Source organism: uncultured Maribacter sp. (genome assembly GCF_947496775.1).
Taxonomy (GTDB): Bacteria; Bacteroidota; Bacteroidia; order Flavobacteriales; family Flavobacteriaceae; genus Maribacter_B.
This window is the reverse complement of sequence record NZ_CANMDU010000006.1, coordinates 58461-81675: the sequence shown is the minus strand read 5'-3', so window position 1 is coordinate 81675 and position 23215 is coordinate 58461. Positions and strand designations below refer to the sequence as shown.

23 protein-coding genes are annotated in these 23215 nt (G+C 31.5%); 2 read left to right on the top strand and 21 right to left on the bottom strand.

Annotated elements, in window-relative coordinates; translation table 11 throughout:
* Nucleotides 1-74: 74 nt before the first annotated feature.
* The 17 genes from Q0856_RS11075 to Q0856_RS10995 all read right to left on the bottom strand — a co-directional run bounded on the left by Q0856_RS11075 (nt 75) and on the right by Q0856_RS10995 (nt 18431).
* Entirely contained in the window at nt 75-3170 is a 3096-nt protein-coding gene (locus tag Q0856_RS11075; RefSeq protein ID WP_298504955.1) for a glycoside hydrolase family 2 TIM barrel-domain containing protein, read from the bottom strand.
* 209 nt (nt 3171-3379) lie between these two features.
* Complete coding sequence (locus tag Q0856_RS11070) at nt 3380-3769, bottom strand: VOC family protein (protein WP_298504952.1); 390 nt, start codon at nt 3767-3769, stop codon at nt 3380-3382.
* Nucleotides 3770-4133: 364 nt separating this feature from the next.
* The gene (locus Q0856_RS11065; RefSeq protein WP_298504950.1) at nt 4134-4853 is read right to left on the bottom strand and encodes a 3-ketoacyl-ACP reductase; all 720 of its coding nucleotides are present in this window, start codon (nt 4851-4853) and stop codon (nt 4134-4136) included.
* A 72-nt stretch (nt 4854-4925) separates the two neighbouring features.
* Nucleotides 4926-6089 carry a carbohydrate porin gene (locus Q0856_RS11060; RefSeq protein ID WP_298504947.1) on the bottom strand — a complete coding sequence of 388 codons (1164 nt, stop codon included), beginning with the start codon at nt 6087-6089 and terminating at the stop codon, nt 4926-4928.
* A 154-nt stretch (nt 6090-6243) separates the two neighbouring features.
* A complete protein-coding gene (locus Q0856_RS11055; RefSeq protein ID WP_298504945.1) occupies nt 6244-7767 on the bottom strand; it encodes a Dabb family protein in 1524 nt (507 codons plus the stop codon).
* A gap of 20 nt (nt 7768-7787) precedes the next feature.
* Nucleotides 7788-8276: a heme-binding protein gene (locus Q0856_RS11050; RefSeq protein WP_298475404.1), complete on the bottom strand. Its 489-nt coding sequence runs from the start codon at nt 8274-8276 to the stop codon at nt 7788-7790.
* A gap of 111 nt (nt 8277-8387) precedes the next feature.
* Nucleotides 8388-9053 carry an ankyrin repeat domain-containing protein gene (locus Q0856_RS11045; protein ID WP_298504943.1) on the bottom strand — a complete coding sequence of 222 codons (666 nt, stop codon included), beginning with the start codon at nt 9051-9053 and terminating at the stop codon, nt 8388-8390.
* A 67-nt stretch (nt 9054-9120) separates the two neighbouring features.
* Nucleotides 9121-9687 carry a hypothetical protein gene (locus Q0856_RS11040; RefSeq protein WP_298504940.1) on the bottom strand — a complete coding sequence of 189 codons (567 nt, stop codon included), beginning with the start codon at nt 9685-9687 and terminating at the stop codon, nt 9121-9123.
* 312 nt (nt 9688-9999) lie between these two features.
* The gene (locus Q0856_RS11035; RefSeq protein WP_298505235.1) at nt 10000-10380 is read right to left on the bottom strand and encodes a VOC family protein; all 381 of its coding nucleotides are present in this window, start codon (nt 10378-10380) and stop codon (nt 10000-10002) included.
* Nucleotides 10381-10517: 137 nt separating this feature from the next.
* Nucleotides 10518-11330, bottom strand: coding sequence for a helix-turn-helix domain-containing protein (locus tag Q0856_RS11030; protein WP_298504937.1), 813 nt, complete (start codon nt 11328-11330; stop codon nt 10518-10520).
* An 87-nt stretch (nt 11331-11417) separates the two neighbouring features.
* Complete coding sequence (locus Q0856_RS11025; protein WP_298475394.1) at nt 11418-11861, bottom strand: DinB family protein; 444 nt, start codon at nt 11859-11861, stop codon at nt 11418-11420.
* Between the two features lie 22 nt (nt 11862-11883).
* Nucleotides 11884-13290 (bottom strand): AraC family transcriptional regulator, encoded by a 1407-nt coding sequence (locus Q0856_RS11020; protein WP_298504934.1) that lies wholly within the window; start codon nt 13288-13290, stop codon nt 11884-11886.
* A 296-nt stretch (nt 13291-13586) separates the two neighbouring features.
* Complete coding sequence (locus tag Q0856_RS11015; RefSeq protein ID WP_298504932.1) at nt 13587-14375, bottom strand: PhzF family phenazine biosynthesis protein; 789 nt, start codon at nt 14373-14375, stop codon at nt 13587-13589.
* 278 nt (nt 14376-14653) lie between these two features.
* Entirely contained in the window at nt 14654-15304 is a 651-nt protein-coding gene (locus Q0856_RS11010; protein ID WP_298504930.1) for a hypothetical protein, read from the bottom strand.
* A 143-nt stretch (nt 15305-15447) separates the two neighbouring features.
* Nucleotides 15448-16494, bottom strand: a complete 1047-nt coding sequence (locus tag Q0856_RS11005; RefSeq protein ID WP_298504928.1) for an adenylate/guanylate cyclase domain-containing protein — start codon at nt 16492-16494, stop codon at nt 15448-15450.
* The gene (locus tag Q0856_RS11000; protein ID WP_298504927.1) at nt 16491-17201 is read right to left on the bottom strand and encodes a DUF1080 domain-containing protein; all 711 of its coding nucleotides are present in this window, start codon (nt 17199-17201) and stop codon (nt 16491-16493) included. Before Q0856_RS11000 ends, Q0856_RS11005 begins: the two co-directional genes overlap by 4 nt.
* Before the next feature lie 108 nt (nt 17202-17309).
* Entirely contained in the window at nt 17310-18431 is a 1122-nt protein-coding gene (locus Q0856_RS10995; protein WP_298504926.1) for a histidine decarboxylase, read from the bottom strand.
* A gap of 152 nt (nt 18432-18583) precedes the next feature.
* Between Q0856_RS10995 and Q0856_RS10990 the strand changes: the two genes are divergently transcribed.
* The gene (locus Q0856_RS10990) at nt 18584-19048 is read left to right on the top strand and encodes an Lrp/AsnC family transcriptional regulator (RefSeq protein WP_298477195.1); all 465 of its coding nucleotides are present in this window, start codon (nt 18584-18586) and stop codon (nt 19046-19048) included.
* Nucleotides 19049-19051: 3 nt separating this feature from the next.
* Here the strand turns inward: Q0856_RS10990 and Q0856_RS10985 are convergent, their stop codons facing one another.
* Nucleotides 19052-19537: an Mpo1-like protein gene (locus Q0856_RS10985; protein WP_298504924.1), complete on the bottom strand. Its 486-nt coding sequence runs from the start codon at nt 19535-19537 to the stop codon at nt 19052-19054.
* Between the two features lie 19 nt (nt 19538-19556).
* Entirely contained in the window at nt 19557-20180 is a 624-nt protein-coding gene (locus tag Q0856_RS10980; protein ID WP_298504922.1) for a TetR/AcrR family transcriptional regulator, read from the bottom strand.
* A gap of 191 nt (nt 20181-20371) precedes the next feature.
* Here Q0856_RS10980 and Q0856_RS10975 point away from each other — a divergent pair, with 191 nt between their 5' ends.
* Complete coding sequence (locus Q0856_RS10975) at nt 20372-21280, top strand: EamA family transporter (RefSeq protein ID WP_298504920.1); 909 nt, start codon at nt 20372-20374, stop codon at nt 21278-21280.
* On the opposite strand, the gene Q0856_RS10970 is transcribed toward Q0856_RS10975, so the two are convergent.
* Both Q0856_RS10970 and Q0856_RS10965 read right to left on the bottom strand, forming a co-directional pair.
* Nucleotides 21277-22155 carry an AraC family transcriptional regulator gene (locus Q0856_RS10970; protein WP_298475362.1) on the bottom strand — a complete coding sequence of 293 codons (879 nt, stop codon included), beginning with the start codon at nt 22153-22155 and terminating at the stop codon, nt 21277-21279. The two genes, Q0856_RS10975 and Q0856_RS10970, sit on opposite strands and share 4 nt — an antisense overlap.
* A complete protein-coding gene (locus tag Q0856_RS10965) occupies nt 22148-23215 on the bottom strand; it encodes an FAD-dependent oxidoreductase (protein ID WP_298504918.1) in 1068 nt (355 codons plus the stop codon). Before Q0856_RS10965 ends, Q0856_RS10970 begins: the two co-directional genes overlap by 8 nt.

Genomic DNA, 23215 nt, shown 5'->3' with positions numbered 1-23215 from the left:
TAATAGAAAAAAGAGGGAAAAACCCTCTTTTTGTAATTTTGCAATATCTCTATTCATAGAAAATGCACTTCCTTTTAAAATATAGGTGATATTATGAAGGTATATTTCATGGGTTCAGGATAAATAAGATAAGGTTGGTAGGGTAACATTCCCCAACTGGTATCTCCGCCAACACCCATTTGACGATAATCAATATTTAAATTAACATGCTTTTTGGGTTTTATATCTATGGTATGGCGATTCTTGCTACTTAATTCAAAATCTTCATTGTCAAAATGATTTATATTGAAGTTTAAAAAACTATCACTAGAAAATTTTAAGCCTACATTTTTCTCATTCCTAACGGTTAACCATCTTACTTCTGTTCTATAGCCATTTTCCTGTGGTCTAATATAGGGAACGTAAAAATCTTTAGCCTTTGCATTATACACCCCTACAAATGCCGATTCATTACGGTCTGGATAGTTCTCATGAGGCCCTTTACCATAGTAACTTATTTCGTCCATGTTTTCTACTAGTTTTAAGTTCATTCCCATTCTAGGAATAAGACCTACCCCTTTGTTAAGACGCTCAAAAACATATTGTACTTTAACTTTGCCACTACTGTCTATTGTATAGTTTACAAAGAAGTTTGCTATTTCTTTATTTGTTTTATGTACTTGAACCATAACCTTATTATTATCTAAGGCTTTCCATGTTATGGATTGCGTTTTTAGGTTAGATTCTATGTTTTTCCACATTGCAGAGTTTTCGTGTATAGAAGCACCTTTGTCGTTATCCGTTGTAGCTCTCCAGGTATTTAATAGCAAAGGAGAAACTAGCCAATTTGTTTTATCTACCTCATAGGCTGTAATTGCTCCTAGATCTTTACTAAAGCTTATTTTAACTTTTTCACAAAGAACATTAATCGCATTTTGAGACTCTGTAACTTTTGGTTGGGTAGATACTTTATAATCGCTTTCGATATATCTAGACAAAGGAAGCTTTAATTGCTCTTTTGCAACTTCGTGCCCTTGAGGTACTAGTTTATATTCTGCTTTGGTTTTAAAATAAAAATTAACATGGTATTCTTTCCCTTTTTTTATTTTAGGGAAACTTTCTTTTAAACTAACTGTCGTTTTAGTCAACGGATTTCCTTCTATAGGAACGGTTCCTGTTTTAATTATGGCCCCATTTTCTAGTACTTCCCATTCTAATTGAAAATCGGATAAATTAGTAAAACAATATTCATTGAAAATTTCAAAGTTTAAAGCTTCCCAAGCTATAGGTTTTATATGTATACTTTGGTATTGTTTTTTTACTTCCCATAACGCTGGTTGTATGCTTCTGTCTGGGAATACAATACCGTTTAAACAAAACGCTCCAGAATGTTGTGCGGTTTCGGGCTCAAAATCACCGCCATAGCCCCAGTATTTTTCTCCGTTTGTACTTGTCATTGTAAGACCTTGGTCTACCCAATCCCAAATAAAACCTCCTTGAACTCTAGGTTCGCTTCTAACAAAATCCCATAATTCTTTTAAGTTCCCTGTACTATTCCCCATAGAATGTGCATATTCTACCCAAATAAATGGTCTGTTAGGGTTAGTTCTTAGGTGTTCTTCTTTAATATCGGTTATTGGAGCATACATATAACCAATAATATCGGTATGTCTAATGTGGTCAAAATCGGGATCTACCTCTGCTCTATCGTAAGACACTAAACGCGAATCGTCTTTTTCTTTTAGCCATTTGTAACCGTCTACAAAAGGGAGTCCTGTGCCTGTTTCGTTGCCCATAGACCAAATAATAACCGACGGATGATTTTTATCTCTATAGTATAAGCGTTTTATTCTATCTACAATAGCATTGTAATACTTAGGGTCTCTTGCTACTTCGTTAACAATCCAACCGTATCCGTGCGCTTCTACATTTGCTTCGTCTATAACATAAAGTCCGTATTGGTTACATAATTTATACCAATACGGGTCATTAGGGTAATGCGAGGTTCTTACGGCATTAATATTAAAAGATTTCATTAACTTAATATCTTTTAACATCATTTCTTTGGACATTACATGACCGGTATTTGGGTCATGCTCATGCCTGTTTACTCCTTTAAACAAAATAGGTTTCCCGTTTACCAAAAGCTGTCCGTCTTTCAATAAAACAGTTCGGAATCCAACGTCATGTGTAGTACATTCTATTATATTATTTTGCTCATCTTTAATGCTAATAAGAAGTTTATATAGATTAGGATGTTCTGCGGACCATGGTTTTATATTTGGAATTTCGGTAGAGAATTGTACTGTTCGGGTACCATTAGTTTTTATTACCCCTGTATTTGTCTTCTCGAAAACCAATTGGTCTTTTTCAAAAAGTTTCGTAGTAATTTTAAACTTTTCTTTCTTTGCTGTGTTTTTAACCTCTACAGATAGGTTTAATAATCCACTAGTAAATGTGCTATCTAAAACCGTTTTAGCAAAAAAATCTTGAAGCATTAGTTTAGGTCTAGCATGTAGAAAAACATCTCTTTCAATACCCCCTAAACGCCAAAAATCTATATCTTCAATATAACTTGCATCGGTAAATTGATACACTTCTAATGCAATTTCGTTTTCACCTTTTTTTACATACTGGGTTATATTAAATTCTGAAGGTAGTTTACTTCCTTGACTATAACCAACCTTTTTACCATTTACCCATAAATAAAAGGCACTTCTTACCGCTCCAAAATGAATGTATATATTTTGGTTTTCCCAAGCCGAATCTATATTAAAAGTTCTTTTGTATTGCGCAACGGGATTATAATCGTGAGGAACAAAAGGCTTATTTTTTGGAATTGGGTACGTTATATTGGCATAATGAGGGTAGCCATATCCATGCATTTGCCAATTAGAAGGTACTGGAATTATATGTTCTAATTTTTTGTTTACTTGAGAAAAATTTAGGTCTCTAGATTCTGGATTTTTAAACCAATTAAATTGCCACTCGCCATTTAAAGACTTATAATTAAGAGAGTTTGTATCGTCTTTCAACGCACTTTCTTCTGAAGTGTAAGAAATAAAGTATGTGTGTGCCGATTCCTTATTTATTCCTATGGTTTCAGGATTCTCCCAATCCTTATTTTGCCCATTAATACTTGAAAAAAAAATTGTAAAAAGTGTAATAAATATTAATAATGTTCTAGTCATTTTAATAGTGCTTATTTTTTAATTCATGAAAATTAATACATAACTAGAGATAAATTGTTAGATCCGTAGTATTTTTTTTATAATTGACGAAGCTTATAAACACATTTTAGCTATTTATGATCTAATACTGCTATATCATTATTAATCAAAGAAGTATTGTATTGTAGGCTTTGGAATTAGTTGTTTACTTTTTGATAACTAGATGTTTTTTAAAACTTAAAATCTGGAATAGGGGAAGAAATATCTACTAAAGCACCATTTGGGTCTTTTAGCAGTACTCTTCTTTGTCCGTAAAAAGTATTACTTGGCTTACGAACAACTTCAAAATTTTCAGATATAGCAATCTCGTAAATTTTGTCCGCATTGGATACTACAAATGTGATGTAAAATCCTTGCGGTTTTGATTGGTACTCTTCGGGAACTAAATCGTTGGTGCGATCTATAATTCCTAATTCTAATTTATCGTCTTTAGATATAAGATGAATAAACCATTCACTATCATAATTTACTTTGAAGTCGAATAGTTTTGTATAAAAATCTCGACTTTTAACTAAATCATCTGAGCAAATATTGGTCATTATTCGATTTATTTTTTTCATCTTAAAATTGTTTTATCTACCTTGTTTTTCGGAAAGCATATTATTTTATTATTTATAATGCTTACGCATAAAAATAGTGTTAAATCGGTAGTATTCCCTTTCTTAACTAATTTTTTCGGTTTTGGACCTTTTGCTAGTGTATCATTAAGGCCTTGCCATACGTCTTTCTTCTCAATTCCGCGACCTTCTTCTTTTGTTCTTTTATTTCTCTACATCCTATTATAATAAATGAAAGCAAATATGCACAGATAGGACAAATAAAAGAGGGAAGAAAATCCCTCTTTTTAATGTTTTAATAGAAAAAAACTTTGCTTAATAAATTATAGTAGTCTGTTCTCTATATTTTTAAATATTCAAAGAATTCTTAAGGATTTGTAGACCATAAAGCCGCACTTTTTAACATAGCTCTTCGAGGTAATTTTAAACCTGCCAGTATTAACTCTGCAAAATCTTCTGGTTGCAACACACTCTCATGGGAGTCTTTATTTGCAAAACCTAATTCTATGGTCATATCAGACTCAATAGTGCTTGGCGTTAGGGTATTAACTCTAATATTGTTTTTACGAACTTCCTTCATTAAAGATTCAGACATTCCTATTACAGCAAATTTAGACGCAGAATATGCCGATACATTCGCATTCCCGTTTAAACCTGCTGTAGAAGAAACATTAATAATATCTCCTTCATTTTGGTTTATAAGATGTGGCAAAACCTCTTTAGTTACATAATACATGCCCATAACATTGGTCTGTATCATAGCACTCCATTGTTCCACAGGCATATCATTAAAAGAACCAATGGCTGCCATTCCGGCATTATTTACCAAAATATCAACACCCCCAAGAGTGTCTATAATGTTTTTAATGCTTAGTTTAACTTCTTCATAATTACCAACATCAAATACAGCATAAGTAGCTTTGATACCGTAGGTTTGCAATTCTAAAACGGTTTCTTTTAATGTACTTTCTGTTCTTCCGGTAATTGCTACATTAATACCTTCTTTAGCAAATGCCAATGCTGTAGCTCTTCCTAGTCCTCTACTTCCACCCGTTATAATGGCTTTTTTGTTTTTTAGATTGCTCATTGTATATTCTTTTAATTATGTTTCTATAGTATTATATGTACTTGGTGCTGTATATTTAATAACAGTACCATTTTAAAAACTAGCTTCTATTAATATTCCTGGAATAAGTGCATTATCAATGGTCTCAGAACCACCTGGGTTAATATCATATTGCAACGCAGGTTGCACCCCAAAATAGTCCTTAATTTTAAAACGATAACCCAACTCTAATACTACTTCTGGAGACAGCTCATTTCCTTTGGTTGTGGCCCATGCATCACTAAAACTACCAACGGTAGCAAAGAATACCATTCTATCATCTGTTCTAGACGGGAATACTCCCTTCCAGTTAAGACCAAAACTACTTTGAAAAGGTACTTTTGCTATTTCGCCATGTGGCGAATAACTTATTGTAAGGAAAGAGGTTAAATCTTGAATAAGTTCAACATCTACATGCCCATAAAAACGTATAAAATAATTGGATTCGTGAACAGGATTAAGATTAGCCAAAGTTCCAAATACCTGATTCGCCCCAACATAAACCCTAGCGTTACGGTTTGCTATTTGCCCCAACCAATCGTACTGAAAGAATATAGATAGGTTATCGGAACTTCTATAAGAAAAATCTAGACCGTGTTTCTTATCGTTAAAAATACTTTTACTCATTTGGTAGGAACCTAGTTGAATTTGATGCTTAGCATTAGGTTTATATTTTATCCTTGCGCCCCATGTGGGAAAGGGGAAGGTACTCATTAAACCATCTAATAATAGAGCTCTTATAACTCCGTTTACTGTATTATTAAGCGAGTAATAATATAGTGCGGAACCAGAAAAATCATCGGCCGCTGTAGTACGCCCTAATTTAAAAGAGACTTTGTCTCCGAAGTCTTTTTCGACACTTAAATCATAAAAAAAAGTGTTTTGTCCGCCAACTACATTTAATGGTTCAAAAACAGAACCAACTTCATTTGAGAGTCCATGTCCATGCCGATTAATTATTGAAATTCTTGCTCGAGTACCTTTCCATTCCAATATTTTTTCAAAATCTAACTGGAATCCTGCATAGAATTGTCCGGCATACCTACTCGTTTGGTCTAACCCTCCCGAAACATTCGAAGCACCTATAGATACATAAGAAACAAATGGAGAAATACCGTTGCGTGTCCAATTTTTCCCTTGCAAGCTATCCGTTTCCTGAGTTTGAGCTAATAAAGTATACGAAGAAAATACGAAAAAGAACACAATTAATTTCTTCATTTTATACTACATCGAATTTGTAAGTTTTCAGAGAATTTTACACTCACTATAAGCACTTCCAAAAGCATAAGAGTTTTGTTTTGAATATTTAATAGATTACAATCCAACCAATTAGTTTATAATTATTCGTTGGATTGTAATCTATAGAATAGTTTTATTTTTCTGCCCAATAATCTAATACTAAAACGTCTCCGATGATAGGGCCAATTTTACTTACCAAATCTAAATGTGCTTTATGGAACAGATAAATTTCTCTGGCATGTTCATTCTTAAAAGTTAAAGTAAAACAATGGGTTAAGCCTTTACTATGTCCCTCGCTACTATCATTTAACCCCCATTCTATATTGGCTATTTCTGGGATTTCGTTCTTAAGATTTAAAAAAGTTTTTATGGCATCGTTCACTTGTTGTTCCGTAGCTTCTTCTTTATATTTTAAGTTAACCATATGGCGAAGAACCTTTCCTTCTCTATCAATTTTTGGTGCAATTTTATAACTCGCTATTTTTTGAAAATCAGTTCTAAAAGAACCCCCAATTAGAAAGTTATCTTCTCCAATTTTATGCGACCTTAAACCATAATAAATAGAATAACCGGTTTCTAAATAGTTTATGGGACTTAGAATACCTTCTTTATTTAATTTTAGCAATTGAATGCTTGCATCGTCCCTAGTACCTACTGCCAATACGGCTTCATTAGCATCTGTAGAAACTACTTCTATTCTTGTTTGTCCTTGTAGCTTAGTAGTTTCGTCATCTTTTAAAACCGAGTGCGGTACTAGTGCGCCTTTTCCGTTTATCTTAAAGACACTTACACCATCCCCATGATACACAAAATTGGTTCTTTTAATAAATCCATTTCTTTTATAATATTTATGATGTCTATGTCCTACGATAACATAATTATTATCTCCTAAAGTAACTCCTGTTACTGGGTAAGCTCCTGTTAAATACCTATCTGTAGTATTATCACTTATACTGTTTACATTTTTAAAAGTACCATTTTCATATACTCTAAAGCTACTAACCCCATTATCCTGAAAGCCGCCTGTATATAAATAGGTTTTCCCTTTTATTTTATGGGTAAACATACCTATTATACCATCTGTATGAATAGTTTCATCATCTTTCATAGATTGTACATGCGTTAGCTTACCACTATCCTCAATTTTAAAACAGCTTAGCCCAGGTGTTTTTTCTAAACCTCCCACAAACAAATAAGATGCTTTTTTCATGTGAATAACTTGGAGTGTTATGGCTGTGCCTAGGTGGGTTTCCTCTGTATCTTCTATCAAAGCAACACGCTCTATGGACCCATCATCTAATATCTTAAAGGTCTCAATAACATTTCCGTGTTTATTTCCTATAAATAGAAAATCGGTTCCATTAATATTATCTGCAACCATGCCTCTCGCAGGACCTTTTTTCATATGTAAATCATGATTGCTTATTGGAGTAAGTAGACCTTCTTTATCTAAACTATATACATCTACATTTCCTATGCCGCCAGCATATACATAGTGAGCACCATTTTTTTCATAACTAGTCACAGATACGGTATTTTTTCCAGAAATATTTTTAAAATCCTTTCTGTAAAGCATTATATCATTAGAAACTTGAGCTATGCTTATTTGTACTATAAGTACTGTTATAAATAGAAAAGCTTTGTTTATACTATTCATTATGCTATTTTTTTAATTAGTTATTTTGTAATTGATTTAGCACCAACAGTGGCAATAGCTCTGTCTTGTTCTATTGTGCCTCCGCTTACCCCTATAGCTCCAATAATTTTTCCGTCTTTGTTTTTTATTGGTAATCCGCCAGGGAAGGTAACCAATCCGTCATTAGAATGTTCAATATTATAAATAATACCTCCTGGTTGCGTTAATTCTCCTAATTTTCCAGTGTCAATATTAAAATATCGTGCTGTTTTTGCTTTTTTAATAGCAACATCTATACTACCTAAGAAAGATTCATCCATTCTTATAAAAGCTTTTAGATTAGCGCCAGCATCTACAACGGCAATATTTACTAATACATTGGAGGCTTCGGCACTTTCTTTTGCTGCCAAAAGGGCTTTAAACGCCTCTTCATGGGTAATATCATTAGTTATCTGTGCATGTACTGTGTTGGACAGTAATACTAACATAAATGCAAGAAGAAAGTTTTTAAACGGTTTAATTAAGCTCATAATTTTATTTGTAATTGTTTCTACAAAAATTATAAACTATTCGAGAAAAATAGTTGAACAAGTTCAACTCATAGAAAAAAAGAAGTTTTATAAAATTTGTCAACTTCCTTTTTATATTCCTCCTCTTTGTTTTAAATACTGCGAAACTTCTATAAATGATTTTTCATTAGCCATAGATAAAGGTGTTCTTCCATCCTGCATTTTAGCATTTATTTTTGCTCCATGCGTAACCAATAATTTTACTAAGTCTAATCTCCCATTATAAGAGGCAGAATGCAATGGAGTTATATTTCTTTGTTGTGCTGCATTTACATTGGCTTTATTTTGTACAAGTAATTCAGCTATTTTATAATTTGAAATTGCACAAGCGGAATGTAAAGGGGTTACTTTAAAAGCATTGTTTGATGCAATATTTATATCGCTCCCACATTCTATAAAAAAACAAACTATTTCGTAGTGTCCAAAGAAGCAAGCAAGTCCTATTGGTGTAAAACCATCTGTTGCGTATTGATTTTTTTTAGAAGGGTATTTATAAAAATACTCTTTTACTTGCATTAAATCTCCTAAAATGATTTTCTCGTAAATATCTAATGTTGCTTTAAGGTTTTTTACTAATTCAAGCGCTAGATTATTGTTACAATATGCTGCAAATGTTAGAAACGAAATTCCTTGCTTGGTTTTTTCGTTTGCTAAATCTGGATTACTATCTAGAATTTCTTTTAATTTTTCATTATCTCCCTTTTGAATAAAGTTTGATATTTGGTCTATAACTTCCATATCTTATATAATTGCAAATGAATTGTCTTAATTAAGTAAAGGTTTTGTTGTAGCCAGTTAGTTATTTTTAGGTAACCCAAGTTAAGCGTTCTATTAAATAACAAAAAGAAAAAGTTAATAATAAAGTCATTATTGTAATTCCAACCGTTAAAATTTTCTCTTTTAGCAATACTTCTGATTTTGGCAGAAAAGTAATTAGTTCCTGATATATATTTATTATTTTTTCTTTGTTGAATAATATTATCATTATCAACATCAAAAAAGTTATGATTGAAATTGCTAATGCAGAATAAACACCAAGAAAAATAAGGTCGAACATAATAATATTCAACATTATTGGTATTAGTATCATTACACCAATGAGTTTTGTTTTACTCCATAAGAGAAACCAAGCACCAATTAATTGAGTAATTCCGATAAATAGAACATACCAGAAGGAATACCCCATAAAAACCCAAGCAATTGTAAAACTATCGACTTCTCCCAAAGTTATCTTTGCAACATCAGCTGGTAATTCTCCATTCCTATAAAATTGTCCACCAAACAATTTTCTGATAGCGTAAATATTGAGAATTATAAAAACACATTGTCGAAGGACCAATTCAAATGATACTTTCAAGTTCTTAATGTTCATTAATATTTGGTTTTCTTTAATGGCCTACAACTATCTTGTCTATAAAACGAAGTGTATAAAAAGACACTGCCTTTATGGATTAACAATGTACCACATGCATATACATTGTTTTAATGTATCATTTTTTTCAATTTTTTGATTATGGCCTTGTTTAAGATTAATTACATGTTGTAAGTAACTAATTTAGTAATTAATCTTATACACGGTAGATTTGATTTTGATTAAATTTTTATGTAATAATCAGAAAAACAAAAGAGAGAATTTAGGTTAGTTAATTTGTTTTTGATTTCAGTTCTTTCTCGCTCGTAATGCTTATTCTTCGGGCTTTGTATAAGTAACAATATCAATTCCAATTCCGTTCGGGTCTTTGATCGCAAAATGCCTATCACCCCAAGGTTCGTCTCGGATTTCAATCTCTATCGGAACCTTTATATCTTTTAATTCTTTATATACTTTATCTACGTCATTAACTTCAATTGTTAAGTAAACACCTTTTCCGTTAAACGCGGATTGAAAAATGGGTTTTTGGCTTGGGTGATTGGGTTTTAAAAAACTAATTTCTGCTTCATGATTGGGTGTATGAAGCAATAAATAAAATTCATTTTCAAAACGTACTCCAAAGTCCAATGTTTCTGTGTAAAATTTCTTGGTTTCCTGTAACTTGTCCGTAATTATACCTGCGTTAAGCTTCACTTTGTTAATAGTTTGTGCATTCGTCCAATTTACTGTTAGCATAAATGCGGTTAATAATAATACTTTCATTGTTAATCCTTTTGTTTCTACAAATTTGGGATAACAAGAAACAGAGAAATTGTAAAAATCGGACGAACTTAACGAAAGGCTTCCGAAGGTGTTACTCCATAAAACGTTTTGAAGTTTTTAATAAAATGAGCCTGATCAAAAAATCCGACATCGTAGTACAGTTTATTTTCTTTAAGACTTTGTTTTGATGGTTTTGCACTTAAAATATGCTGAAAACGCACAACATTACTGAACGATTTTGCCGTTGTACCGATATAAAAGTTAAAAATTCTACGTAGCTGTCTTGGACCTAAACCTGTATTTAGGTCTTTTTCGGTACTTAAACATCCATTCTTTAGAAAAATCAAGTTTAACGAATTTAAAAAACGATTGTCGTAATGCATATTCTCATTTTTTAAAAATCCGATAATCTTTTCATTCAAGATTTTTGTAATGCTTTCAAATGAATCAACAGGTTTAATTTCGGAATTAATCCACTCGGAAAAATTAGGTAAAATTTTCTTCAGTTCTTGGCATTGATTACTTAATTTTTTGGCATTAACTCCAAATAGACAAGGAAATGCCGAAGGCAAAAACCGAATACCTATATAATCAAATTCCTTACCTATAGGGAATTGAACGTACTTTCGACAAAATCCCATTACAAAATTTTCGCTTGGTTGTTTATGATCAAAAAATATATCTATGCAACCATCCGAAACAACTCTATAATTATAATCTTTCTTTAAAGTTTTGCTTGTTTTGAGTTGCCAAAAACAATAAACAAAATTTTCAATTTCTTTATTTGGTTGGATTTCTAGATAATTTATATCCCTATTGTTAACCGAAACTGTAGGCTGAATCGGTTTAAAATATTCTCGTATGATTTTTAATTCATTCAAGGTCTTTTTTTTTTCCAATATGCACCGCGGAGCGTTTAAACGTAGTTCTTAATAGCTCCGTTTTATACACCACGCTGGCAACAGTTATTATTTCATTATTTGATTGAGATGATGTTCCATATGATCCACATAATCTTCCATTAAAAATTTTAAATCAGAAATACGTCCTTTCTCTAATTCTATTTTATAATTCAGAGTTTTTTCAGTTTGCAGCTCTATTACACTTTTTATTCGGTTGTTTATAGACATCCAAAAATTAATAATTTCCTTGGTATTCGCATTTTGATAGTCATTTACTTTCACTAATTCATTCTGTTTATAATTCCTTAAAACATAGGGTTTCTCTTCAAATTGTATTTCCGTAAATCTTTGAAGATTATTAATTCCGGAATCTATTAAATGTCCTAAAATTTCTTTTTTGGACCACTTTTCAATAGATACTTTTTTACTCATTTCTGATTCAGGAATTTGAGAAAAATATTCCAATCCCCTTTTTAATAATTGTTCTAGTTTAGTAATAGTTTGCTTCATATATTTTGTATTGTGCAACGTTTTAGTCTAAGAAAAGTATCTCTTTTAATTCTTTGATGAACTTCATTGATTCCTTTTCAATCTTTTCGGTTAAAGCTATTCTATTGTTAAAATTAGGCTCTTCAACAATTGTTTGGTCTATAATCGATAAATTATTCTCAATTGATTCTGCTAAATGGTATTTATTCCAATTGCTATCCTTAAAAATTTTCCAATACTTTTTTCGAATGTCTTTGTTTTGACCCGATAAGCAAATCGAAAAACTCAACTCTTTATGATTTAAGATAATAACGAATTTAAGCTTTAGTTTTTTTAATTCCGTTGTTGTTAGAGAAAAGTAGGAAAAACTCGGGTCTCCTTGATAAACCTTTCCTAGTTTAAAAATTGTGTCATACTCTTTTTGAAAAAAAAATCTTAGTTCTTTCATATAGTTTATCAATTGATGATAATCTAAATTATTTTCACATTCTTGGTTTTGAACGTTACTTTTCGACAGATTTACATGGTTGATTTCTCCAAGTTTAATGTTCGCTGTTTCTTCTAGTGGAATGCAAATATCCATTATGAATTTATGATCAGGATGAGTTTTGTGGTCATTATGATACATTTCGAAATAATCTCCGTCACTAAATTCATAACCATTTTCAACTATCCAAATGCACAAACTCTTCCACGCTTTTGAAATTTCTTCTGCTTTAATTTCTAAAAGTGCTACAGCGTAAATTCCTTCACTTAGGTTTTGTTGTCTAATTTCCCCATCTGTACTGATGTTTTCGGAAATTGTGACGCAAGTACTGAACCTCACTTTTGAGGTTTTAGTAACATTAGGGTTATCATGATAAATTGTTATTGCTTTGAAATTCGAAGTATCTAATACTTTATTTTGATGTCCCCATTCCACTAATCTTTGAAACATATTACTAGCTTTATCAAATTCTCCCGTTTGCGATATTCTAGCTAGTTTTAATTTGGGAATTTTTTTTATTGTTATTTGCGCATTCATTTTAATCCACTGTTTAATGTTTTCAATGGAATAAATATATTTTTCAGATGAAAAAGGTTCTATACCAATCTTGCTAAGTAATTTTTTTCCTTCTATCTTAAATATAGTTGGGCTAACTCCGTAGTAGGTTTTAAATGCTCTTGAAAAGGAATTGGCACTATTGAAACCGTATTTATAAGCCACATCCTTTAAAGGAATTTTTGGTTCCACCAGTATAATTGAAGCTATACGCTCAATTCTTTTTCTATTGACAAATTCATTTAATCTTTCGCCAACTATCGTCGAAAATACTCTATGAAAATGGTAAGGTGAATAATGGATTTTTTTTGATAAATATTCAAGTGATAGGTCAGCGTCTAGGTTTTTTTCAATGAAATCCAAGACCAAATTTATTCGTTTGACATATTCTCGTCTTGTTTCTTTCATTTCATTTGGGTTTACTCGAATGCCGAACAACGGGCATGTGTAAAAAACGAAGCATGTAAAAAGGTAATACCCTTTTGATTTAAAACTAACTAGCTATTTTTTATACTCCGTGCTGTGTACGGCTTTATTTTTTTATTCTCTTTCAACTTCTCAAGTATTAAAGTAATTATTTCACGTGTTTTTTTCAAATGTTCAAGTTCTACGGGTCGATAACTAGACTCAATTAACAAAACTGTTTGTCCGTATGGGATTTGTTGATTTTGATACTTATCAAATTCCTTAATTGATAGTTGTATTTATTCCGTCCATAAGTTTCCAATAGAATATGTTTTTGCTTTTCCACTAATAATTACTCTATCTTTTCTGTTTTTACATTGTAATTTTCCAATTCTATCAGAAATTTGTATCGCATTTAACTCGTTTTTTTCAAGTCTTGATGACCAAAAAGGAATTAATGAACAATGTGCTGAACCAGTAACAGGGTCTTCTAATATCGACGCTTGTGGTGTAAAAAATCTAGACACAAAATCACAATTTTCTCCTTTCGCAGTAACGATTACTCCGCCAGGATTAAGATTTATTTTGTCAAATGTTTGACTGTCAACTTTAATATTTTTAATTTCCTGTTCTGTATTATAGACCAATAAATAATCTCTTGATTTATAAACTTCTTTCGGTTGTATATTCAGAGATTTTTTAATTATTTCTGGTAGCTCTGAAGCAATAGGCATTCTTGATGGAAAATCTAAATAATATAAATCATTTTCTATTAAAACAGTCAAATCGCCGCTTAATGTTTCAAATATTATCTTGTCATTAGGATAGTTTAAAATTGAATTTAAACAATGGGCTGTAGCAAGAGTTGCATGGCCGCACAAGTCCATTTCAATTTCTGGCGTAAACCAACGTAAATGAATTTTATCACCTTTATTTACAAAAAAAGCGGTTTCAGCAACTGCATTTTCTTTTGCAATTTTTAACAATATATCATCAGGTAACCAATCTGTTAAAGGAACAACACAAGCTGGATTTCCACCAAATATTTTATCCGTAAACGCATCTATTTGATATAGTTTAAGTTTCATTTATGCTGCTTTTAAATTATCGTAAACTCTAAATATATAGCAAATAGGACCGCAAGCAAATAATTTATTTATCAAGAGGAGAATGAAAAGTGTAAGTAGCTTTTTCATATTTTTTTTTGGTAACGGACTTGTGTATGAAACCTAGCATGCAAAAAGACACTAAGTTTTCGGGTTAACACAGAGTCAAATTTTTATACTTTGATGGAGTTTCTAAAAATACACAAACCTTTCTGGTTGCGCTTTTATTAGCCATGTTTTATTCACTGCGTTGTGTACGGTTATTTAATTATTGGATTCCAAATTTCATTTAGTTCCTTTACTTTTTTATTTTCCATATTTGAGGCTGAAAAAATCCATTCTATAAATTCCATATGGCTAAATCCTTGATATTTACAAATCGTTTCAAGCCTTTTTTCTGTATAATCAGCCATTGATAATGGATTATATTTCCATTGCCCATTTTCTTTTGAAAACCTTAAATTAACGTTAGGAGACAGGGTGTCTCCATTAATTATAAAATCACATATAGCTTTTTTATTGTCAATTTGAATGTTTGCAATTCCTAACTCTTTTATTGCATTTATTTGCGTAGAGTCCATCGTACTTAATTCTATATAAATTTTAATCATTAAATCTTTTGGGCTTATTTTTTTTAATATAGAATCTTTGATTATTGCCCTTGCCGATAATAGATTTATTTTCTCAGTTAAGTTTAATTCGGTTATTTCAATAGAATCTAATTTTAATGTTTTGGACAAAAATCTACTGTAATATTTATGAGTTTCCGAATCGGTCAACTCATAAATTTTTTCTCCATTTAATTCAATATTGGCTGTATTAAAATCATTGAAAGTATTTATTATTTCTTTTTTTTCATTCTTACAACCAAATAGAACAATTAAAAGAACTAAGATTATTTTTTTTCTCACGGCTTACTTTAATTGTACACAACTAAGATACTTATGTTATTAATTACTCTTCAAAAATAACAAATGTTTACATAAACTTATTGTTGAAAAATGGTACTTCATAAACTTACAATGAGGGTAAAACCCTCTTTTGAGTTTTTGTTTTAGTTTTGAGTAACCGCAGCTATGGTAACTCTTTTTTCTTTTCCTTTTAGGGCAATATCTCCTATGTCTTTAAAAGTATATAGCTCCCCACCTATTTTACTCTTTAGTTTTAATGCTATTAAAAATTCCTCTTGTAGTTCGTTGCATTTGCCTTGTATTCTTGCCGCTGTATTTATAACATCGCCATGATAAGCTATTTCTTTTTTGTACTTGCCTACCTCTGTAACAGTAACAATACCAGAATTAAGACCAGCTTTAAAGAAGGGAACGCAATTGTAATTTTTTAGGTAGTAGTCCTTCTTTTTCTGTAATTGGTTTTTAAAATTGTAAAAAGCATTTATACAGTTATTATTTCTTAGTCCGTCTTTTAACTTCCAGGTAAGAATTACTTCATCGCCAACGTATTGGTAAATTTCTGCTTCATTCTCTACTATAACTCCTAAGTCTATAAAGCAATCTTGTATCATTTTACTATACTTTATATGTCCTAAATTTTCGGCATGCATCGTAGATGCTTGTAGGTCTAAAAACATAAAAATACGTTCCTCTTCCCTTGGCATATAGAAATCTCCTTTCATAAGTTTCCATAAATTGTTTTCACCCAACATATGGTTTATTTGGCGTAGCATAAGTAATAATAGGTCTACGCATATAATGTAAAAATAAATGGCCGAGCTTCCTGGTTCTACAGCAAATGCAATTATGCCCTTTGCCTCTCCCATAAATTGAGTGACAATAAAATAGGATGCCAAAATTATAACTACTAACAAGGTTACAACATAAATCAATCGGAACAACACCAACTTACCAATAGGAAACCTTTTATAAAACCTTTCTTCGGTTAAGATTTGCGCATAGCCAGAGATGGTTCCAAATAAAGGTCCAAAAAACAGAGAAATAAGAATGGAATCCCAAAACTTAAATTGTACAGAACTTACCTCTACAGTACCTACTCCACGTACTATGGACAAGAAAATAAAAGCAACTGTCCAGCCAAGTATATAATCTCTTATTATTCTTAATCGTCTTTTGGTGCTAAACCTCATTCGTATTGTTTTGAATCATCGTATTTGGTGCTAGAAGATATTGGGGTAAGAACTATTTTTCTGAAGGCTACAGCTGCTCCTTCTGCTTGTATTGCTATTGCTCCCATATTTGTTGTAGCATTATAGCCATAGTTTGCTAAATGCCCATTGACCCATACTTTTATTTGGTTATTTATACACTCTATGGTCATAGAGTTCCATTTTCCCAATGGTTTTTCTAGGTTCTTTTTAATAGCTTCAATACGTCTATTATCTCCCTCCCTTATCCCCCACTTTTCTTCGGGTCCACGATATTCTTCCATATTATTTACCTCAATATCTTGATGAATGCACCAAAAATCCCCAGCATTACCATGTTCCATTTGAACTTCAATAGATTTTGGAAACATTTTATATAATACTCTAGGTTTGGTAGCATGTACCAAAATACCACAATTGCCAGGTTCTCCTGTAAATTTATACACTACCTCTAACCTATAATTAGAATAAGATTTGTTTGTTATTAAATGTCCCCGGGGAGTTCCTAAACTTAGAAGTTCTCCTTTTTTAACTATAAAAGGATTTGGGGTATCTGGTAAGCTATCTTTTACAGGAACATCTATATGCCAACCATCTAAATTTTTGCCATTAAACAAAGAGATAGATGCTTCTTTTTTACAAGAAAATAGAAGGAAAACAAATGATAGGAATGCAATTTCTTTTTTCAAGGTAACCGTATTATAATTACCTAAAGATAAAGCATTCCTTTATAATAAATAATAAAACCTAAATAAGCTTTTAAAGCTAAAATAGAAGCTGTTTTATAATGGTAGGTGCTATACTATTTCTGCTTCTAAATAGTTGTTTTTTTCTTGTTTTACATCTTCTACGAAAAGGTCTATTTGTACTTTTTCTATTCCGGGTACACAAATTATATGAGCTATGTTCCCCTCGGAAGCTAACTGGTATTTATCGCATAAAACATCGGAAGGTTTATCTAAAACTACAGTCAGGGCTTCGTTATTACGCCATGCATTTATGCCAATTTCTTTTAGCTTTTTTTCTGCATATGCTGCCACTTTTTGCGAATTTCTAGCTCTTTCTATTAGCCCTTGCTTTCCATATTTCCGAATAAAAGACCATATAAATAGTGGTGTTAACCCATTTCTAGAACCAGTAATAGTAGTATCCATAGCTCCTATATAGGAAACAGAATGGGCTATACGGTTTCTATGATTTCTTTTAACCAATACTACACCAGATGGCATAGGACCTCCTATAAATTTATGACCAGAAATAGCAATACTATCTACACCTTCTGCAAAATCGAATTTTGGTTTTGGTTCTATAAATGGAGCAATAAGTCCTAAAAAAGCAGCATCGCAATGAATATAATAATCTTTTATAGCATACTTGTGTATAATTCTTTTAATCTCATCTAACTTGTCTACCGCCTCTGTCATGGTAGTGCCAATATTTAAAAAGAAAATCGCTGGCTTATCTCTACGCAAAGATATAATTTGCTCTAAATCATCATAATCTATCTCTCCATTAACCTGGCTCCTTACTACTATGTTTTTAATATTTAATAAATGTAAATTCTTCTTTACACTATAGTGTGTAGATTCACTATAATAAACAACAGCCTCCGGAAAACTCTCTCTTGCTAAATACAAACCATATAAATTACCTTCAGTACCGCCATTGGTAATATAGCCCCAAGTTTCTTTTCTATTGGTAGAAAGAATATCTGCAAAAAAGTCAATACACTCTTTTTCTATGTCTTTAGTATCTATTGCTAAAGTAGAAGGAGACTCTGGATCTCCAATATTATTTATACATAAATCTAAAAAAGGAGCAAATTCCTGGTAAGAGAAGTCTTTGGCCAGCGGATACCCTAAAAAGCTATCGGAATGCTCCTTTATACGCTTGTATATTGTATTAATTCTATCTTTCATAACATCCTTTTTATATCGTCACAAAGGTAAATAATAGAATTAATTCTTACATAAATCGATATAGTTTGAAATATTATTCTTTAATTGTAGTTTTTAATAGAAAATATTTCTTTATTCCATTAGTACCATTAACTAAAACAGAAAATTCTACTATGCCAACCTTAGATATGATAGATATTAGGCTTATTAATGAGCTTCAAAAAGACGGAAAACAATCTATAAAACAATTAGCCGAAAAAGTAAATTTATCTGTTACCCCTACTCATGAACGTATAAAACGTATTGAGGCCAGTGGCATAATAAATAAATATGTTGCTTTAATAGACCCCAAAATATTACAAATAGATTTAGTGGTGTATTGCCAAGTAACCCTTGTAAAACACCAAGAAATATATTTTAAAGAGTTCGAGGATTATGTTCACCAATTAGATGAAGTATTAGAAGTTTCTTATATAGCTGGGGCGTATGATTATCTACTAAAAATTGTTTTAAGTGATATGAAAGAATACCAGGAATTTATCTTAAAGAAAATGTCTCAATTAAAAATAGTTTCTAATATGCAGAGTTCTTTTGTGATTACACAAGTTAAAAACGAAACAAGAATAAAACTAAGATAGTATTTAAAATTTTATTCCTACGGCATTAAAAAGGTGACTCATTGTCCAAGCCGGACCTATCATTAAAAACTGTACATCTTTTAAAAACGAGGGCTTTTTTCCTTCATGATTATGCCCGATAAATTGTGCCACCCATGCAATGGCAAAAATACAGAGCATAATAACCCATAGTGGAGCTATATTTAACATAACTATTTGTTTAATTACGATAAGCACTAGTACCGAAAAAAAAAGCATTCCTATAAAGAGAGGGATAGATAATCTAAGGTAGTAAATTAGGCTTAATAAAATTACTACGGTACCAAAATGAGCATAGTCTAATACAGAATCAGGAATTATACCTGCCATAATAGCATCCATAGGAATACAAGCTAAAAGACCTATTAAGCTAAAAAAGATAGCTGGCACACATATATAGTGTACTCTTTTGTTAAATGTGGTTTGGTGGCTTTCCCCGTATTCGGTTAAAAGAGCATGTATTTTTCTCATGATTACAAATTTTAATTAATTACTTAGAGATTGGTATATATTTTCTTATTTGTTTGTATTCTGCTATTCCTTTTTCGGTTAGGTGTGGTAGTAATATATTCCACAATATTTCTACTACATGGCACTGATTTACTACATAAGCGGTACTCATTATAATTTGTCGTTGCGATTGCCAAAATGTGCTTAGCATCCAAAACGTATGTACCAGTTTATCATAGTCTACAAGTTCAGTTTCTGGTTTTAAGCGCTCTGTTTCCACATAATAATCAAGCAATACTTTTCCTTCTTTTAAGCGCTCTAAAGTTGCATGAGCATGCCTTTTTAATATATCAGGATAATTTCTTCCGATATGAATAATTTCATTAAAAAAGAATGAGTACTTATTTTGTAAAGCATCAAACTTTAAAATTATATCTTCAAAATGATGTAAGGTTATGTAGCTATCCTTAGGTATTATATAATGCAAAGCTTCTTGGTACATATCTTCGTAAATGCACCTCAATAAAACCCCTTTATTTTTATAGTGATATTGCAAATTACCAGCACTAATTTGCAGCGAATCTGCTATTTGTTTCATAGAAACATTGGATATTCCCGCAGCATTAAAAAGTACTAGGGCTTGTATTTTAATTTTTTGTTTCAAGAATATAATTACTTAAATTTACATAATATTAGTAAACGTTTACTAAATATCCAAAAATAGAACTAAAGAATTACATAGTAAACAGCTTAAAGAAGAACCAAGAGACATTAACTAAAAACATTTTTTTATTTCAAAGCAAGCTTCTAACAATATAAATCTCCATTATTGAGGAAAGAAGTATCTTCGCGCGGATGTGGATGTATTTAGGCCTTTTATCGGCATTATTTTTAGGGTTACATAATTTATGTAAAAAGCATGCAGTACGAGGAAATGAAGTGTTTCCTGTACTTTTAGGAACTACAACAGCCGGCTTTTTATTACTATTACCGTTATATATTACATCCTATTATTTTCCAGAATACACCAAAGAAATTGGCTTTTATATTAAAACTCTATCGTGGAAAATACATGGTTTTATTTTTATTAAATCCATGATAATGGCTTCGTCTTGGATTCTTGCCTACCAAGCATTAAAACATTTGCCAATAACCATAGTAACACCAATACGATCTGCAGGCCCTTTCTTTACATTTATAGGGGCAATTTTAATCTACCAAGAAAAGCCAAATCTATGGCAATGGATAGGTTTCTTTATAATCATTTTTTCTGTCTTGCTATATTCCAGAGTAGGAAAAAAAGAAGGCATACATTTTAAAAGTAACAAATGGATATTTGCTATTATCGGAGCTACCTTTTTAGGAGCTTCTAGTGGCTTATACGACAAGTTCTTAATTCAGTACCAATCTCTTGCACCCCAAACCTTGCAGTTTTGGTTTTGCTGGTATACCGTACTAATTTTACTAGTCATTTTGTTGATTACGTGGTTTCCTAAAGCAGAAAAAAGAAAGTCTTTTACTTGGCGTTGGAGCATACCAGCAGTCGGAATTTTATTGCAAACGGCAGATTATTTTTACTTTAAGGCATTGCAAGATCCAGATGCCTTAATTATGCTACTATCTGCAATAAAAAGAAGTCAGATTCTTATTGCTGTTTTAATTGGTGGTTTTATTTTTAAAGAGAAGAATAAGCGTAAAAAATTGGTTCCTTTAATAGGAATATTAATCGGTGTAGCTTTAATTTTATATTCCAATTCTAACTAAAAATTGTTTTTCTGTACTAGGTTTCTATAGTCCTTAGGAGAAACTTTTAGGTGTCTTTTAAAATATTTCACAAAATAAGAGACATCATCAAAACCAAGTTTAAAACCCACCTCATTAACCTTTAGAGGGGTAAATACCAATAAACGTTTTGCTTCTAAAATAATACGTTCCGCAATTAGGTTAGCTGGCGATTTGTTTGCCATCGTTTTAGTAATAGTAGTTAATGTTTTGGTAGATGTATTTAAAATAGCTGCATATTCCGCAAGTTTATAATTTTGAGAATAATATTGCTCTATAAGCTCCTTGAATTGAAGGTATTGCTGCGTATATGGGTGATTTAATCCTGTATCTGTAGTATTTTCTTTATTATGAACACGCTCTAGGATTACTAATAAAGATTTTACTAAAGAGCGTATTACTTCTTGGTAGCCAAAGGAGTTTTCATTTTTTAACTCTATATTAATTAAATCTACGTAGGAGTTTACCAAAACTAGGGACTCTTCTTTTAAGCAGTATGATGGCCTTTCGTAATTATTAAAAACTTGATATTTTAAAAAAATGTCTAAATCTGTAGATTTAAATAGATTATCATTAAAATGCAGTAATATTCCCTTGTGCGCGGCAGAAGAATCAAAGTAATGAATTTGGTTTTTGTTGATAAAGAACAAAGAGTTTTTCTTTACTTCATATGCATTAAAATCTATAAAATGAGTGCCCCCAGCATTTTGTATCCATATAATTTGATAATAGCTGTGAGAATGAGCCTTTAAAGCATGTGTGCCACTGTTTTTTAAATAAGACTCTAAATCATAAATCCCAAATTGTAATTTTTCGGGCTGTTCTTTGTATAGGTGATATTGCTGAATTTTACTCAAGTTTAATTTTTTGTTGATCAACAAGGGATATTAATTTTTTAGCAGTGTGTAAACCACTATAAACGGCTCCTTCTAAATATCCACCATAATGTGTTGCTGTTTCTGTACCTGAAAATAACAATTTATTATTAAAATAATTCATATTAAATAAAGCATTGCCATATTCTGGGCTCATATATACGGAGTTTAAGTGCTCGCATGATGTGCTTCTGTCTTTGGACCAGTCTTTTTCTAAATACGTGGTATAGTTCTTTATTTCTTCACCCAAATAGGTTTCTAAATAGGTAAGAATACGTGATTTTCTTTTTTCTGGTGAAATTCCTCGTAAACCTTCATTAACAAAACCCATTAAACTATATTCTGTATTTTGGGCGTTAGAATGGTCGTACAATTCTATTACAGGGCCAATTTGACCAATTACTGTACCAGAAAGGTTTTTGTTTCTCCAAAAAGGAGTTTTAAAAGTAATACCTACCTTAATAGCATTACTCATCCACGTATGGGTCTTTTGCATTACCTTTTGTATATTTTCTGGTAATTCTGGCACATACTTTATTGCGGTTGCAAGTTTAGGAGGTATAGTAGTAACTACCTTAGTTGCTACAAAAATACCATTGGTAGTTGCAATTTCTATATTATCCTCTTTATCGGTTAACTCCAATACTTTTGTATTTAAAAGTATCTTATCTTTTACTTTTTCTGCTAAAGCGTTTATTAGAGAGTATGAACCGCCCATTATTCTTTGTGCAGATGGTGCCGAGTGATCTGTTTCAAAGTAATGCGCAGGAGCCATAGAATTGTAAACTAAAACACTTTTTCCTTTACTATACTGGTTATAACTAGGTATGTTTAGTTCTTTTAGCAATTGGGTAAGATAAACATGGTGCTTTTGAAACCATGTTGCGCCCAAGTCAATACCATTGTCGGTATACACTCTGCCACCTGTTCTATCTCTACTTTCTAGAATAAGAAAGTCGGACTCCCCTGCTTGCAACAGCTTGTTTGCCGTTATTAAGCCAGAGACTCCGCTTCCTATAATTATATATTTTGCTTTAGTCAT

Excerpts from the sequence above, each read along its gene's own strand:
- Q0856_RS10990 (WP_298477195.1), top strand. The coding sequence starts at position 18,584 with ATGCCAACCTTAGATATGATAGATATTAGGCTTATTAATGAGCTTCAA.
- Q0856_RS10985 (WP_298504924.1), bottom strand. The coding sequence starts at position 19,537 with ATGAGAAAAATACATGCTCTTTTAACCGAATACGGGGAAAGCCACCAA.
- Q0856_RS10965 (WP_298504918.1), bottom strand. The coding sequence starts at position 23,215 with ATGACTAAAGCAAAATATATAATTATAGGAAGCGGAGTCTCTGGCTTA.
- Q0856_RS11070 (WP_298504952.1), bottom strand. The coding sequence starts at position 3,769 with ATGAAAAAAATAAATCGAATAATGACCAATATTTGCTCAGATGATTTA.
- Q0856_RS11065 (WP_298504950.1), bottom strand. The coding sequence starts at position 4,853 with ATGAGCAATCTAAAAAACAAAAAAGCCATTATAACGGGTGGAAGTAGA.
- Q0856_RS11055 (WP_298504945.1), bottom strand. The coding sequence starts at position 7,767 with ATGAATAGTATAAACAAAGCTTTTCTATTTATAACAGTACTTATAGTA.
- Q0856_RS11025 (WP_298475394.1), bottom strand. The coding sequence starts at position 11,861 with ATGAAGCAAACTATTACTAAACTAGAACAATTATTAAAAAGGGGATTG.
- Q0856_RS11015 (WP_298504932.1), bottom strand. The coding sequence starts at position 14,375 with ATGAAACTTAAACTATATCAAATAGATGCGTTTACGGATAAAATATTT.
- Q0856_RS10975 (WP_298504920.1), top strand. The coding sequence starts at position 20,372 with ATGTGGATGTATTTAGGCCTTTTATCGGCATTATTTTTAGGGTTACAT.
- Q0856_RS11040 (WP_298504940.1), bottom strand. The coding sequence starts at position 9,687 with ATGAACATTAAGAACTTGAAAGTATCATTTGAATTGGTCCTTCGACAA.
- Q0856_RS11020 (WP_298504934.1), bottom strand. The coding sequence starts at position 13,290 with ATGAAAGAAACAAGACGAGAATATGTCAAACGAATAAATTTGGTCTTG.
- Q0856_RS10995 (WP_298504926.1), bottom strand. The coding sequence starts at position 18,431 with ATGAAAGATAGAATTAATACAATATACAAGCGTATAAAGGAGCATTCC.
- Q0856_RS11075 (WP_298504955.1), bottom strand. The coding sequence starts at position 3,170 with ATGACTAGAACATTATTAATATTTATTACACTTTTTACAATTTTTTTT.
- Q0856_RS11050 (WP_298475404.1), bottom strand. The coding sequence starts at position 8,276 with ATGAGCTTAATTAAACCGTTTAAAAACTTTCTTCTTGCATTTATGTTA.
- Q0856_RS11060 (WP_298504947.1), bottom strand. The coding sequence starts at position 6,089 with ATGAAGAAATTAATTGTGTTCTTTTTCGTATTTTCTTCGTATACTTTA.
- Q0856_RS11005 (WP_298504928.1), bottom strand. The coding sequence starts at position 16,494 with ATGAGGTTTAGCACCAAAAGACGATTAAGAATAATAAGAGATTATATA.
- Q0856_RS11045 (WP_298504943.1), bottom strand. The coding sequence starts at position 9,053 with ATGGAAGTTATAGACCAAATATCAAACTTTATTCAAAAGGGAGATAAT.